The organism is Pseudomonas sp. RIT-PI-S (assembly GCF_025642975.1).
GTDB lineage: Bacteria > Pseudomonadota > Gammaproteobacteria > Pseudomonadales > Pseudomonadaceae > Aquipseudomonas.
The window spans coordinates 62,413-76,811 of the sequence record NZ_JANZKJ010000012.1 but is presented as its reverse complement, the minus strand read 5'-3'; the positions used below and the strand labels follow the sequence as shown (position 1 = coordinate 76,811).

The 14,399-nt window shown below is 63.7% G+C and carries 8 protein-coding genes and 2 tRNA genes; 6 read left to right on the top strand and 4 right to left on the bottom strand.

The window, feature by feature from the left end; all coding sequences use genetic code 11:
• The first annotated feature begins 635 nt into the window (after positions 1 to 635).
• The gene (gene rmuC, locus OGL93_RS16590; protein WP_263263899.1) at positions 636 to 2,165 is read left to right on the top strand and encodes a DNA recombination protein RmuC; all 1,530 of its coding nucleotides are present in this window, start codon (positions 636 to 638) and stop codon (positions 2,163 to 2,165) included.
• Here rmuC and OGL93_RS16585 read toward each other — a convergent pair.
• A complete protein-coding gene (locus tag OGL93_RS16585; protein ID WP_263263898.1) occupies positions 2,121 to 5,606 on the bottom strand; it encodes a hybrid sensor histidine kinase/response regulator in 3,486 nt (1,161 codons plus the stop codon). The genes rmuC and OGL93_RS16585 overlap by 45 nt on opposite strands.
• 234 nt (positions 5,607 to 5,840) lie before the next feature.
• Between OGL93_RS16585 and OGL93_RS16580 the strand changes: the two genes are divergently transcribed.
• Positions 5,841 to 7,712: an MFS transporter gene (locus OGL93_RS16580; protein ID WP_263263897.1), complete on the top strand. Its 1,872-nt coding sequence runs from the start codon at positions 5,841 to 5,843 to the stop codon at positions 7,710 to 7,712.
• Positions 7,713 to 7,819: 107 nt separating this feature from the next.
• On the opposite strand, the gene OGL93_RS16575 is transcribed toward OGL93_RS16580, so the two are convergent.
• A complete protein-coding gene (locus tag OGL93_RS16575) occupies positions 7,820 to 8,752 on the bottom strand; it encodes a bile acid:sodium symporter family protein (protein ID WP_263263896.1) in 933 nt (310 codons plus the stop codon).
• A gap of 39 nt (positions 8,753 to 8,791) precedes the next feature.
• Complete coding sequence (rdgC, locus tag OGL93_RS16570; protein WP_263263895.1) at positions 8,792 to 9,712, bottom strand: recombination-associated protein RdgC; 921 nt, start codon at positions 9,710 to 9,712, stop codon at positions 8,792 to 8,794.
• Positions 9,713 to 9,874: 162 nt separating this feature from the next.
• Here rdgC and OGL93_RS16565 point away from each other — a divergent pair.
• The 4 genes from OGL93_RS16565 (at position 9,875) to OGL93_RS16550 (ending at position 13,248) form a co-directional block, all read left to right on the top strand.
• Positions 9,875 to 9,950 (top strand) — tRNA-Val (locus tag OGL93_RS16565).
• Between the two features lie 17 nt (positions 9,951 to 9,967).
• Positions 9,968 to 10,044 (top strand) — tRNA-Asp (locus tag OGL93_RS16560).
• A 357-nt stretch (positions 10,045 to 10,401) separates the two neighbouring features.
• Positions 10,402 to 11,631: an OprD family porin gene (locus OGL93_RS16555; RefSeq protein WP_263263980.1), complete on the top strand. Its 1,230-nt coding sequence runs from the start codon at positions 10,402 to 10,404 to the stop codon at positions 11,629 to 11,631.
• Between the two features lie 21 nt (positions 11,632 to 11,652).
• Positions 11,653 to 13,248, top strand: coding sequence for an argininosuccinate lyase (locus tag OGL93_RS16550; protein WP_263263894.1), 1,596 nt, complete (start codon positions 11,653 to 11,655; stop codon positions 13,246 to 13,248).
• A gap of 7 nt (positions 13,249 to 13,255) precedes the next feature.
• Here the strand turns inward: OGL93_RS16550 and OGL93_RS16545 are convergent, their stop codons facing one another.
• Positions 13,256 to 14,398: a cation:dicarboxylase symporter family transporter gene (locus OGL93_RS16545; RefSeq protein ID WP_263263893.1), complete on the bottom strand. Its 1,143-nt coding sequence runs from the start codon at positions 14,396 to 14,398 to the stop codon at positions 13,256 to 13,258.
• Position 14,399: the final 1 nt, after the last annotated feature.

Below are 14,399 nucleotides of genomic sequence, written 5' to 3'. Positions count from 1 at the left end.
AGAAGGCCGTGTGAGGTCCGGAGTAACAGCGAAGGGCTCGACGCGAGGCATCGGCGGAAAGGCTGGTGGGACTTGAGCGGCCGAAAGAGCTTTCAGCTTTTGTACAAACTGCGGCGGAAACTATCGTTTCTGCTTTATCTAAACAAGCCTTTTCATCGAAAGCCGATGAACGGTAGTAATTGGTTATGACCCCTCACATCTCAATCCAGGGCCAACGCTGCGTAGCGCCTTGCGCTCAGCCATAGCGTTGTGCACATGATGAAGCGGATTTGTCACATTCCCGCTTGGCCCTTTCTGTATTTCCTCGCTGCATCGGTTTATTTTTTAAGTCAATGAAAAAAAACACTTTTCGGGGCTGGTGAAAAAATCGACAGTTTGTCTAGAAGCCCCGGCCCATCGGTGTTTGAGGGCGCCCACAGGGCGTTGTCCACTGAGTTATCCACAGGTTCTGTGGATTGTGAACGGGGATTGCTCTAGCCCGGCATTTACGCGAAAGCGAGCCCGCGTGCCCTTGACCGCTGCTCCCCGTTGTCAAGCAGTGGGCTGTAATTTTTCGGCATAACCTGCGAGGTGAGTAGAATAGGTTCGCTTGCCTATTCGCTTCGATGTGCATTTCCCCCATGACCGGTATATTCATGCCCGACGACTATTTCCGCTTGCTGTTCGCCGCGCTCCTCGGGGCACTTCCTTGCCTGGGCTTTGCCTGGCTGCTTTACCGCGGCGCGGCGATGGCCAAGGCTGATGCCCCGGTGCTCGAAGAGCGGATCCGGGCTTTGCAAGCCCATGAGCAGGTGCTGGAGCAGCGGCTGGCCACCCAAGCCCAGGAACTGGCCGCCCTGATACAGCAGCATGCTGCCGCCCGGGCCGAGCAGGCTGGCGCTGTGAGGGAACTGGAATTGCTGCGGGTTGAGGTGGACAACGGCCGCGATGCCGCCCATGCCTGGGGGCACGAGCGGGCCCGGCGCGAGGCCGAAGTGCGCCAGCTCGAAGCCCGCTGCGCCGCGCTGGGCGCTGAGCTGCGGGAACAGCAGGAAGGCCATCAGCAGCGCTTGCAAGACATGCAGAACGCCCGTGACGAATTGCGCGCGCAGTTCGCCGAGCTTGCTGGACGGATCTTCGAAGAGCGCGAGCAGCGCTTCGCCGAGAACAGCCAGCAGCGCCTCGGCCAGCTGTTAGACCCGCTGAAGGAACGCATCCAGGCTTTCGAAAAACGCGTGGAGGAAAGCTACCGCACCGAGGCACGGGAGCGCTTCTCCCTGGGTAAGGAGCTGGAGCGCTTGCAGCAGTTGAACCTGCGCCTGAGCGACGAGGCTACCAACCTGACCCAGGCGCTCAAGGGCCAAAAGACCCAGGGCAACTGGGGCGAGCTGGTGCTCGAGCGGGTGCTGGAGCATGCCGGCCTGCAAAAGGGGCGGGAATACCGGACCCAGGTCAACCTCAGGAGCGCCGACGGCGAGCGCTTCCAGCCCGACGTGTTGGTCAGCCTGCCTGGCGACAAGCAGGTGGTGGTGGATGCGAAGGTAAGCCTGGTGGCTTGGCAGCAGTATGTGGGCGCGGCCCAGGCCGACGTGGCTCAGGCCGCGCTCAAGCAGCACGTACAAAGCCTGCGGGCTCATATCAAGGGCCTGGCCGGTAAGGACTACAGCCGCCTCGAGGGCTTGCATAGCCTGGACTTCGTGCTGCTGTTCGTGCCGATCGAAGCTGCCTTCGCCGCGGCCCTGCAACATGAGCCCGGCTTGTTCCAGGAGGCTTTCGACAAGCAGATCGTGGTGGTCAGCCCAACGACCCTGCTGGCCACGCTCAAAGTGGTGGACAGCCTGTGGAAGCAGGAGCGGCAGAGCCAGAACGCGCGGGAAATCGCCGAGCGCGCGGGGTGGCTCTATGACAAGTTCGTGCTCTTCGTGCAGGACCTGGACGAAGTCGGCAGCCGCCTGCAGCAGTTAGATAAAGCCTACGCCAACGCGCGCAACAAGCTCACGGAGGGGCGCGGCAACCTGGTCAGCCGTAGCGAGCAGCTCAAGCTGCTCGGTGCCCGGGCCAGCAAAAGCCTGCCGGCCGACCTGCTCGACAAGGCCCTGGCCACAGGCGAGGTGAGAACCGCCGGGCCCCTCGATGAGGACTCAGGCCCGCGCCAGGTCCCGGCTGGCCAGATACCGGTTCAATAGCGCCCTGAGTGCAGCCGGCTTCAGCGGTTTGGGCAGGTAGTCCAGCCCGGCGGCGTGCACCTGCGCCACCGTCTCGGCGCGGCCGTCGGCGCTGATGACCACGCCCGGGATCGGAGCGTTGAGCGTCGTGCGCAGCCAGGCAACCAGTGAGGGCCCGGTGTCGCCTAGATCCAGGTGGTAGTCCACCAGTGCCAATTGTGGCCGCGCGCCCTCGGCGAGCAGGGCGGCGCAATCCTCTCGCCCAGCGGCCGTCCATACGGTGCAGCCCCAACGGCTAAGCAGGCTGGCCATGCCGGTAAGGATGCTCGTCTCATTGTCTACGCACAGTACCCGCAACCCACTGAGCGGTTGCGCCGTCGGTGCCACCGGCGGCGGCGCCGGAGCAGCCGCTTTTGCCAGGGGCACGCTTACGCTGAACACGCTGCCACGGCCCGGCCAGGACCTCACCCCCAGGCGGTGCCCGAGCAGCCGGCAGAGCCCGTCGGCAATGGCCAGGCCTAGCCCGAGCCCTTTTTCGGCCCGGGTTTGATGGCTGTCCAGGCGCTTGAACTCCTCGAAAATCACGCCGAGCTTGTCATCCGGAATGCCGGGGCCGCGATCCCAGACCTCGAGCCGCACCGTCTGGCCGTCGCGGCGCACGCCCAGCAGCACCGGGCCTTTGGCATAGCGAAAGGCATTGGTGAGGAAGTTCTGCAAGATGCGCCGCAGCAACTTGATATCGCTGTCGACCCGTAGCGCGCTGCCGCGTACCCGGAACCTCAAGCCCTGTTCCTGGGCCAGGGCTGTAAACTCAGTGCCCAGCGCCCCATAAAGCTCCTCGATGGCGAAGCTGGCGCGGCTCGGGGTGACGCGGCCGTTTTCCAGGCGCGAGATGTCCAGCAGGTCGCTGATCAGGTCTTCGGCCGAGCGGAGCGAACTGTCCATGTGCCGGACCAGTTGCCGTGCCTCGGCTGGCAGCTCGTCGCCCTGGTGCCCGAGCGCGGCGCAAAACAGCCGGGCGGCGTTCATCGGCTGCATCAGGTCATGGCCCACCGCCGCCAGAAAGCGGCTCTTGGAGCGGTTCGCCAGCTCGGCATGGGCCTTGGCCTCGGTCAGGGCCAGGTTCAGCGCCGACAGCTCGCCGGTGCGCTCGGCCACCCGCAGTTCCAGGCTTTCATTGGCATGCTTGAGGCCCCGCTCGGCTTCGCGGTAGGCGGTGATATCGGTAAAGCTCATCACGAAACCGCCGCCGGGCATGGGGTTGCCGATCAGCTCGATCACCTGGCCATTGGGAAACACCCGCTCGGAGGTGTGCGCGCGGCCCTGGCGCATAAAGTGCAGCCGGCGCGCCACGTGCTCCTCGGGCTCGCCCGGGCCGCAGAAGCCACGCTCGGCGTTGAAGCGGATGATATCGGCGATCGGCCGGCCCACGGCGATCAACCCCTCGGGGTAGTTGAACAGCTCCAAATAGCGCCGGTTCCAGGCCACCAAGCGCAGGTTCTGGTCGACCACGCTGATCCCCTGGGTGATGTTTTCGATGGCGCCTTGCAGCAGCGCACGGTTGAATTGCAGCACCTCCGAGGCTTCGTCGGCGATACGCACCACGTCCTCGAGCTGCATGTCGCGGCCCTCGATGGCCGCTTTTACCACTGCCCGAGTGGAGGAAGCCCCCAGGGTGCCGGCGAGCAGCCGTTCGGTGTGGGCGATCCATTCCGGGTCTGCGTTCTGGCCGGGGTTGAACGCCTTGCCCTGGCGGGCGGCAAAGTGACTGAAGCTTTCCTGAGCGCGTTCCTCGCCCACGAAGCGGCTGGCCAGCTTGAGCAGGTCGTCGAGCTGTACGGCCAGCAAACCTTTGTTGCCCGGCCGGATGCTATGCGGATGGCCAACGAAACGGCCAGCCTGCCAATGTTCGGAAACGCGCGTGCGCGACAGCACGGACACCCACACGAACAGCATGAAATTGCCTGCCAGTGACAGCACCACGCCTTGAGTGAGCGGCGAAATGGGCAGGCGCAGCGGGTTGCCGTGCAGCCAACCCAGCCCCGGGAAAGCGCCCAGCGGCCAGCCCAGGCTATGGGCCGCGATCGGCAGCACCAGCGCGTAGAACCAGAGGAACACGCCTGCGGCGAGGCCGGCGAACACGCCGCGGCGGTTGGCTTGCTTCCAGTACAGCGCGCCGACCATGGCCGGGGTCAGTTGGGCGACAGCGGCAAAGGCGATCTGCCCGATGGTCGCCAGGCTCGCTGTGGAGCCCAGCAGGCGATAACTCACATAGGCCAGCAGCAGGATCGCCAGGATGCTGACCCGGCGCGCCGAGAGCATCCAGTGGCGGAAGGCCTCGAACGGGCGTTCGGCGCGCTGACGGCGCAACAGCCAAGGCAGGAGGATGTCGTTCGACACCATGGTCGACAGTGCCACGCTTTCCACGATCACCATGCCCGTGGCCGCCGAGGCGCCGCCTAGAAATGCCAGCAGGGCCAGCGCCGGGTGCGCTTGGGCCAAGGGCAGGCTGATCACGAACGAGTCGCGGATCACCGCGTTGGGCAACAGCATTTGCCCGGCCAGGGCGATCGGTACCACGAACAGCGCCGCCAGGATCAAGTAGCCAGGGAACACCCAGCGGGCCAGGCGCAGGTCCCGCGGTTCGATATTTTCCACCACCGTGACTTGGAACTGCCGCGGCAGGCAGATCATCGCCATCATGGCCACGCCGGTCTGCACCAGTGTCGCGGGCCAATTGATGGTTTCGTTCCAGTAGTTCTCCAGCGCCGGCGCCTGCCTAGCCTGGTCTAGCAGGTCAGCAAAACCGCCGTACAACTGGTAGGTGATGAAGGCCCCCACGGCCAGGAACGCGAACAGCTTGACCAGCGCCTCGAAGGCAATGGCCAACACCATGCCGCGGTGGTGCTCGGTCACATCCAGGCTGCGCGTACCGAACACGATGGTGAACAGCGCCAGCACCAGCGACACCACCATGGCGGTGTCCTGGGCGCGCGGCCCGGTGGCGTCGGCGCTTGCGCCAATCAGCAGGTTCACGCCCAGCACGATGCCTTTGAGTTGCAGGGCAATGTACGGAAGCATGCCGATCAGGCAAATCAGCGCCACCACGATCGCCAAGGGCTGAGACTTGCCGTAGCGGGCGGCGATGAAGTCTGCGATGGACGTGATGTTTTCCTGCTTGCTGATCAGCACCATCTTCTGCAGCACGCGTGGTGCCAGTAACAGCAGCAGCGCCGGGCCCAGGTAGATGGGCAGGAAGGCCCACAGTTGCTCGGCCGCCTGCCCTACGGCACCGAAGAAGGTCCAGCTGGTGCAATACACCGCCAGCGACAAGCTGTACACCCAGGCCCGCAGGCGCGGTGGCAGCGAGGTCTGGCGGCGATCGCCCCAATAGGCGATGGCGAACATGACGGCCATGTAGGCCAGGGCGACCGCGGCGATCAACCCGCTGGAAAGCGACATTGTGGCTCCGTGGAAGGCGTGGACGGGGCAGTTGTGGGAGCGGGGCAGCGCCCGCGAACGCTTACGAGTTGGCGCTCAGGCAATGCGGCAGTCTGGCATGGCCGGCGCGGTTCGTCAGTCGCGACCATCGTCTACCCTGAAGGCTGCAGGCGGCGTTGGTTGTGGCTTTTTCCCAGGCCAGGCCTTCCAATAACGCACAACCTGCCATTTGGCGCCCGAAGAGATCCAAGGACGATGAGTTCACAGCTTGAGTTGCTGCGCACGCGGCGCTTTCTGCCGTTTTTTCTGACCCAGGCCCTGGGCGCGTTCAACGATAACGTGTTCAAGCAATCGCTTATCCTGGCCATCCTTTACAAGCTCAGCGTGGAGGGCGACCGGACCTTCTGGATCAACCTGTGCGCGTTGCTGTTCATCCTGCCGTTCTTCCTGTTCTCGGCGCTTGCCGGGCAGGTAGGCGAGCGCTTTGCCAAGGACCGGCTGATCCGCGCGATCAAACTCGCGGAAGTCGCCATCATGGGGGTGGGCGCCGCCGGCTTTCTTTATGGCCAGCTGCCGCTTTTATTGCTCACGCTCTTCGCCATGGGCACCCATTCCGCGGTCTTTGGCCCGGTGAAGTATTCGATCCTGCCCCAGGCATTGACGCCCCGGGAACTGCTGGGCGGCAATGGCCTGGTGGAAATGGGCACCTTCCTGGCCATTCTGGGCGGCACCATCAGCGCGGGGGTACTGATGGCCGAGACCGTCTACGCACCGGGCGTCGCCGTGGCCATCGTGGTGGTCGCCGCGCTTGGCTATCTGGCCAGCCGCGCCATCCCTTCGGCCCCCGCCGCCGCGCCCGGCATGCGGATCAGCTGGAACGTGCCGGCGCAAACCTTGCGCACGCTGCGGCTGGGCCTTGGCCAGACCCAAGCGGTGTCCCGCTCGCTGCTAGGCAACTCGTGGTTCTGGTTCGTGGGCGCCATCTACCTGACGCAAATCCCCACCTACGCCAAGACCTGGCTGCATGGCGACGAAACCGCCGTCACCCTGGTGCTGACGGTGTTTTCCGTCGGCATCGCGCTCGGCTCAATGCTCTGCGAGCGGTTGTCGGGCCGTCACGTGGAAATCGGCCTGGTGCCGTTCGGCTCCTTCGGCCTGACCTTCTTTGGCCTGCTCTGGTGGTGGCATTCCGGCGCGGTCGTGGCGCCGGAGCAGGGCGCCTATAGCTGGTCACAACTGCTCGGCCTGGGGGCGGTATGGCCGGTGCTGCTGGATATCCTCGGCCTGGGCATCTTCGGCGGCTTTTATATCGTGCCACTGTATGCATTGATCCAGTCGCGCACTCCGGAGCACGAGCGCGCCCAGGTCATCGCCGCCAATAACATTCTCAACGCGCTGTTCATGGTGGTGTCGGCGGTGGTCGGGGTGGGGCTGCTCAGCGGCGCCGGCTTGACCATCCCCGAGCTGTTCCTGGTGGTGTCGTTGATGAACGTCGCGGTCAACGCCTACATCTTCAAGATCGTGCCCGAGTTCAGCGTGCGCTTCCTTATCTGGCTGCTCAGCCACTCCATGTACCGGGTGCGCCATGAGGGGCTGGAGCATATCCCCGACGAGGGCGCGGCCTTGCTGGTGTGCAACCACGTGTCGTTTGTCGACGCGCTGTTGATTGCCGGCGCGGTGCGCCGGCCGGTGCGTTTCGTGATGTATTACAAGATCTACAACCTGCCGGTGCTGAATTTCTTCTTCCGCACCGTGGGGGCGATTCCGATCGCCGGCCGTTCCGAGGACTTGCTCACCTACGAGCGCGCTTTCCGCGACGTGGCCGGTTACCTGGCTGCCGGTGAGCTGGTATGTGTGTTCCCGGAGGGCAAGCTGACCACTAGCGGCGAGATCGATGCGTTCAAGAGCGGCACCACCACCATCCTGCAGCAGACCGCAGTGCCAGTCGTACCCATGGCCTTGCGTGGTTTGTGGGGCAGCTTCTTCAGCCGTGCGCCGCACAAGGGGCTGTTCCGCAGGTTCTGGTCGCGCGTTGCGGTAGTGGCGGGCCCGCCGCTGAGCGAGGAGGAGCACCTGCCGGCGCTGATGCGCGAGCGAGTGCAGGCGTTACGCGGGAGCGAGCTGTAGGAGGGGGCGGCCATCCGGCGAAGCCCGCGAACCCCTGGCACCTGGGTTCGCAGGCTGTTGCCAGCCAGGGGCGTTGCAATGCGAACGCCCACCGGCCCAAGGGGCGTTTATTCGGTCCCCTTCATCCGCCGGAAGAAGGTCGACAGCAGGGCCCCTGAGATGTTGTGCCATACGCTGAACAGCGCGCTGGGCACGGCGGCGATGGGCGAGATGTGCGCCGCGGCCAGCGCGGCGCCCAGGCCTGAGTTCTGCATGCCGACTTCCAGTGCCAGCGATTTGCGCTGCGCCAGCGGCAAGCCACACAGGCGCCCGGTGAAATAACCCAGCAAATAGCCAAAACCGTTGTGCAGCATCACCACGGCCATGATCAGCAACCCGGATTCCGCGATCCGGGCCTGGCTGGCAGCCACCACGGCGCATACGATCATCACGATGCTCACCACCGACACCAGCGGCAGCACCTCCACCGCCACGCTCACCGCCTTGCCCAGCAGCCGCTGAGCGATCACCCCAAGCACGATGGGCAGCATCACGAACTGCAGGATCGACCAGAACATGTCCCAGAAGGACACGGGCATCCAGGCCGACGCCAGCAGCCAGATCAAGGCTGGCGTGAGCAAGGGCGCGAGCAGGGTAGTGACCGCGGCGATGGCGACCGACAGCGCCAGGTCGCCCTTGGCCAGCCAGGTCATTACGTTGGACGAAGTGCCGCTTGGGCAGCAACCCACCAGAATGACCCCAACCGCGATTTCCGGCGGCAAGGCAAACGCCTGGCACAGCAGCCAGGCCACCCCAGGCATGATCACGAAATGCGCCACCACGCCCAGGCCGACGCGCCAGGGATGGCGGAACACCTCGGCGAAGTCGTCCAGCTTGAGCGTAAGGCCCATGCCGAACATCACCAGCCCCAGCAGTGGAACGATGTAGCCCTTGAGCCCGATGAACCAGGCGGGCTCGAAAAATGCCAGGAGGGCGAACAGCAGCACCCAGACAGCGAAGGTATTCCCCACGAAACGGCTGAAGGCGGCCAGGGCGCGCATGCGATGTTCCTTTTTATAGTGGTGTGCTTAACGGAGGGCTCAGATCCCCTGCGGGATTTCTTCCCCGCCCAAAGCTTCGAACAGCGCCGGCAGGAAGTCGCCGAAGGTCAGCATCATCAGGGTGAAGCTGGCATCCAACTGGCTCAAGGCTTCTTCGCCACCGTCTTCCTCGGCCTGGTCCTGCAACAGCTCCTCGAAGCGCAGGCGCTTGATCACCATTTTGTCGTCCAGCACGAAGGACAACTTGTCCTGCCAGGCGAGGGCGAGCTGGGTGACTTGCTTGCCGGTATTCAAGTGCAGCTGGATTTCATCACTGGTCAGGTCTTGGCGCTTGCAGCGCACGATGCCGCCATCCTCGTGGGTATCGCGCAGCTCGCACTCGTCCAGCACGAAGAAGTCTGCGGCGGCCTTCTGGGTTTTCACCCAGTCGGTGAGGGTGGCGCTGGGCGCGATCTTGACCGATAGCGGCCGCACCGGCAGGGAACCCATGACTTCGCGCAGGGTGGAGAGCAGGTCTTCGGCGCGCTTGGCGCTGGCCGAGTTGACCAGGATCAGCCCCTGTTTCGGCGCGATCGCGGCGAAGGTGCTGGAGCGGCGAATAAAGGCGCGGGGCAGGAAGGCCTGGATGATCTCGTCCTTGATCTGGTCGCGTTCCTTTTTATATACCTTGCGCATCTGCTCGCTTTCGATCTCTTCGATCTTCTCCTGCACGGCGTCACGCACCACGCTGCCGGGCAGAATGCGTTCTTCCTTACGCGCGGCAACCAGGAGGAAATCCTGGCTCAGGTGCACCAGCGGAGCATCCTCGCCCTTGCCGAACGGGGCCACGAAACCATAGGTGGCAAGCTCCTGGCTGGCGCAGGGGCGGGCCGGCTTGCTGGCCAGCGCGGCTTCCAGTGCCTCGGCGTCGAACGGCACATCCTGGGTGAGGCGGTAGACAAGCAGGTTTTTGAACCACATGGGCGGGTGTCTCTTGAAGTACAGAAGCCGCGCATTATTCTCTCTGTTCAGGCCCAGGCCAACCCTGCTCTAAGTCTTTGGAAGGGCAGGAAAAACTTTTTTAAAAAGTGCTTGCCAGCAGGGAAAGCCGTCCGTAGAATGCGCGCCACACCGAGAGACAAAGGGTGATTAGCTCAGCCGGGAGAGCATCTGCCTTACAAGCAGAGGGTCGGCGGTTCGATCCCGTCATCACCCACCACTCGCTCTGTGTATCGCGCAGCGGTAGTTCAGTCGGTTAGAATACCGGCCTGTCACGCCGGGGGTCGCGGGTTCGAGTCCCGTCCGCTGCGCCATATTTGCTTATTGGGCCCACTGAACACCCATGAGCTGCCGAAAAGGCGACCTGAAAAGGTCGCCTTTTTTGTTTTGGAGATGGCGAAGGCCGCGATGTCTCCGCGCTACAAAGGCTCGTTCATGAGCCATCCTCAGTGCGCTTGCATCGGGGTAGCGCCCCCGCGATTCCCGCATAACTGCTCCCTTGTAGTTCGCCCATCAACAGGCCCGGCGCCGGTCTTTCTGCATATCCATAAGCTATGCAGCTCCCCCTTATCCGATATTTTCAATCTTCCTCTGGCCCTCCTATTCTCGGCCTGCGTTCTGACGCACCACAGTCACTAACAATAAAAAGAAGGACCGTCGCCATGACAAGAATGCCATGTGCCTGGAGCTGCGTGCCCGTGCTCAGCCTGGGCATCGCCGGGCCCGCCTGCGCGGAATTTCTCGAAGGCACCAAGGCCGGGCTTGAATTACGCAACTTCTACTTCAACAGCGACTACCACCAGGACAATGCCAATCAGTCCAAGCGCGATGAATGGGCGCAGGGCTTTCTGCTCGACGTGCAGTCGGGCTATACCGAAGGCTCCGTAGGCTTTGGGGTCGATGCGCTCGGGCTGTTAGGTGTAAAGCTGGACTCCGGCCCCGGTCGCCAGGGCACTGGCCTATTGCCCGAAGGCGACCCGAAGGCGCCAGACGATTACAGCCGCCTGGGCCTGGCGGCGAAAATGAAACTAGGCAAAACCGAACTCAAGGCCGGCACCTTGATGCCTCGCTTGGCCACGGTATTGCCCAACGATGGGCGATTATTGCCGCAGACGTTCCGTGGCGCATTGCTGACCTCCCGCGACATCGACCAGCTCACGCTTACCGCGGGGCGCCTCACGAGCAATACCCTGCGCAACGAAGCCGGCCATGGCGACATCGAAGCCTCGGCCAAAGGCATGACCGGAGGTACGCCAAGCGACCGCTTCGACTTGCTCAGCGCCAGCTACGCCTGGAGCAAACAGTTGACCACGGCCTACCATTACGGGGAGCTGGACCGCAATTACCAACAGCACATCCTTTCCGTAACCCATAGCCTGCCCTTGGGCGCTGGCAGGTCGCTCAAAAGCGACCTGCGTTACGCCGACTCCAGCGCTGAAGGCAACAGCAACATCGATAACCGTGCCTACGGCGCCAAATTCACCTACGTGGCGGGCGCCCATGAGTTCGGCGCCGCGTACCAGGTAATGAACGGCAGAACCGGCTTCCCTCACCTGGATGGCACGGATTCGTACCTGGTGAACTACGTAATGATCTCTCCAGACTTCGCCAACCCCGACGAGCGCTCCTGGCAGCTGCGTTACGACTATGACTTCGCGGCGGTGGGGCTGCCGGGGTTGACCTTCATGACCCGCTACCTGCGCGGCGACCACTTTCAACGCACTGCGCGCCTGGAAGGTACTGAGTGGGAGCGCAACACCGATATCGCTTACACCGTGCAATCCGGCCCGCTCAAGAACCTTGACCTGCGCTGGCGCAACGGCTCGTACCGCAGCAATGGCACTGGCAACGATATCGACCAGCACCGCGTGATCATCAGCTACACCATACCTTTGCTATAAATGCGCCCTGGAGCATACGCCATGAACCTCTCCAAGCCCCTGCTCACGCTCGCCGTGGGTTATGCCTTGATGTACGGCAACGCCTTTGCCGCCAACACCGCCGAGGTGCCTTGCGCCACCACCGAACAGTGCGCCAGCCAGGCGGCGAAGATCGGCGCCAGCGTCGATAAGCCCAAGGTCCAGGCCGCCAAGGGGCAAAGCCAGTTCGACTGGCTCAACCGGATCAACAAAGCCTCATTGGTGATGCTTACCGAAGAGGGCATCGTGCCTCGGCCACTGGCCGGCAAACTGGCGGAGGGCGTGCGGTTCGCCATCGACCAGGGCGCGCAGCCCGGGGGTAAGCGGCCTAGCGATGTGCTGCAACTGGAGCAGATCATGATCGACAAGATCGGGCCGGAAGCATCACTGATCCATTCCGGGCGCAGCCGCCAGGACATGCTGGCCACTTACCGGCTGGCGGCGTTGCGCAGCCAGGTGCTGGCCTACGCCCACGGGTTGAACCTCTTGCGCCAGCGTATCCTGGAGCTGGCGGCGAAAAACGTCGACACCTTGGTGCCGGCTTACACCAACGGTGTGCAAGCGATGCCGATCACTTATGCCCACTATCTCTTGGCGTTCGAGGCGGCCTTCGACCGAGATGGCCAACGCTTGCGCGAGTTGTATGCGCGCTTGAACCAGAGCCCGATGGGCACCGCGGTGCTGGCCAACTCGGCTTACCCGTTGAATCGAGAGCGCCTGGCGCAGTTGCTGGGCTTTGACGCAGTACGCGAGAACTCGCTGGACTCAAGCCAGGTATCGACCTACGACATCCCCCTGGAGGCTGCCGCCATCGCCTCGTCCAGCGCGATTCGCGTGGGCGCGATGATCGGCGACATCCATACCCAGTACCATCAGATCCGGCCGTGGCTATTGCTCGACGAAGAACAGACCTACACCAGCAGCGCCATGCCGCAAAAGCGTAACCCTGGCCTGTTGATGCGCGCGCGGGAATCAGCGTCGGACGTGGTAGGGCTGGCCCAGGCGGTGACCATACGCGCGCACAACGTGACCACCGGCATGACGGATTACAAGTTCGCGTACGATTCACTCGGCTTGTTCGCCAGCGCCAACGACATGTTCGTCGGCATGAACGCGGTGCTCGACGCGCTGCAAATCAATCCGCAACGCGCGCGGGAAGAACTCGAGAACGAGTGGACGACCTCGATGGAGCTGGCCGACACGCTCGAACGCCAGCACAAGGTGCCGTTCCGGATCGGCCACAGCTTTGCCTCACTGATCGTGGAGCAGGCGCGGGCCGAGGGGCAGACGCCGAAAAACTTCCCCTATGCCGATGCGCAAAAGCTCTATACCAAGGCCGCCGACAAGTACGGGTGGGCGCCTGATACCCTGCCGTTGGACGAAGCAGCCTTCAGGGCCACGCTCTCGCCTGAAGCGATGGTCAACAGTCGCAAGGGGACCGGTGGCCCGCAGCCCGCCGAGGTGCAGCGGATGCTCAGCGAGGCGCGGGAACGCCTGTCGAGCGACCGTGAATGGTTGCATCAGCGGGTAGCGCGGATAGCCGAGGCCGACGTCGCCCTCGACCAGGCATTCGCCAAGCTGCTGCCGGTGGCCCAGTAATGGGGGCTCAGGGCGTTAGCCCCAGGGCGCGGCGCAGCGTGGGCTGCGTTAACGTACCCTGCCAATGGTTGACCACCAGGCACGCCACGCAATTGCCGAGCACGTTCGTCAGCAGTCGGCATTTCATCAACCGTTCTACGCCCAGCAGTAAACCGAGCCCTTCCACGCTGCCCAGGCCCAATATCTGAAGCGTGGCCACCAGGGTGAGAAAGGACGACCCGGCAACGCTTGTCGAGCCCAGCGAACCCAGCCCGACCAGCGCCATGACGGTCAAGACGTCCGTGGTGGTCAAGGCAATGTGCGCCTGGCCGATGAGAAACAACACCGCGCAGGTCAGGTACAGCACGGACCCGCTGAGGTTGAAGGTGTAGCCGGCGGTGAGTATCAGGCGGGTGGTTTCACGGCGGCAGCCCAGTTGCTCGAGCTTGACCGCCAGCCCTGGAAGCGCCGCCAGTGACGCGCCTGTGGTCAGCACCAGCACAAGCTCTTGGCGCAGATGGCGCAGCAGGGACCAGAGAGGTACCCCTAGCCAGCGCAGGGTGGTGTTGAGCACCAGGGTTACGAACAGGCCGCAGGCCAAATGAACGATGGCGAGAAACTTGAACATGGGCCAAAGCGAGACAGCGCCGTATCGGCCCACGGTAAACGCTACCGCGGAAAAGGCGGCCAACGGCGTGAACCGGAGCACCAGGCGAAACAGCGCGTGGCAACCCTGCCAGCCACGCTCCAGCCCTTGCCGCAGGCGTGCGCTCCGGCCGCAAAGCAGGCCGCAGGCGATACCGGCCAACATTACGTGCACCGCGCGGCTTGCACTCAGCATCGCGGTTACGTTGGCCAGTGCGCCGGCTATCTGACCATGCACTCCCGGTGCTGGCCCCTGTTCGCTGCCCAAGTTCATGGCCAGGGCGCTAACCGTGCCGATCAGCACGGCCAGCCAGGTCATCGCCTGGAACCATGACAGCGCTTTGAGCGTGAGCCCGGCCCCTTGTCGGTGCTGGCGAAGGCCGGCGGCCGCCGAGCTCACTAGCAGGAACAGGATAAAAGGCATCATCCAAGTGACGATCCGGATAAAACCATCGCACAGCGGTTTCATCGCTACCGCTTGCTGCGGTGCGGCGAGGCCCAGCAGTGCACCCAGCACGATCGCCACC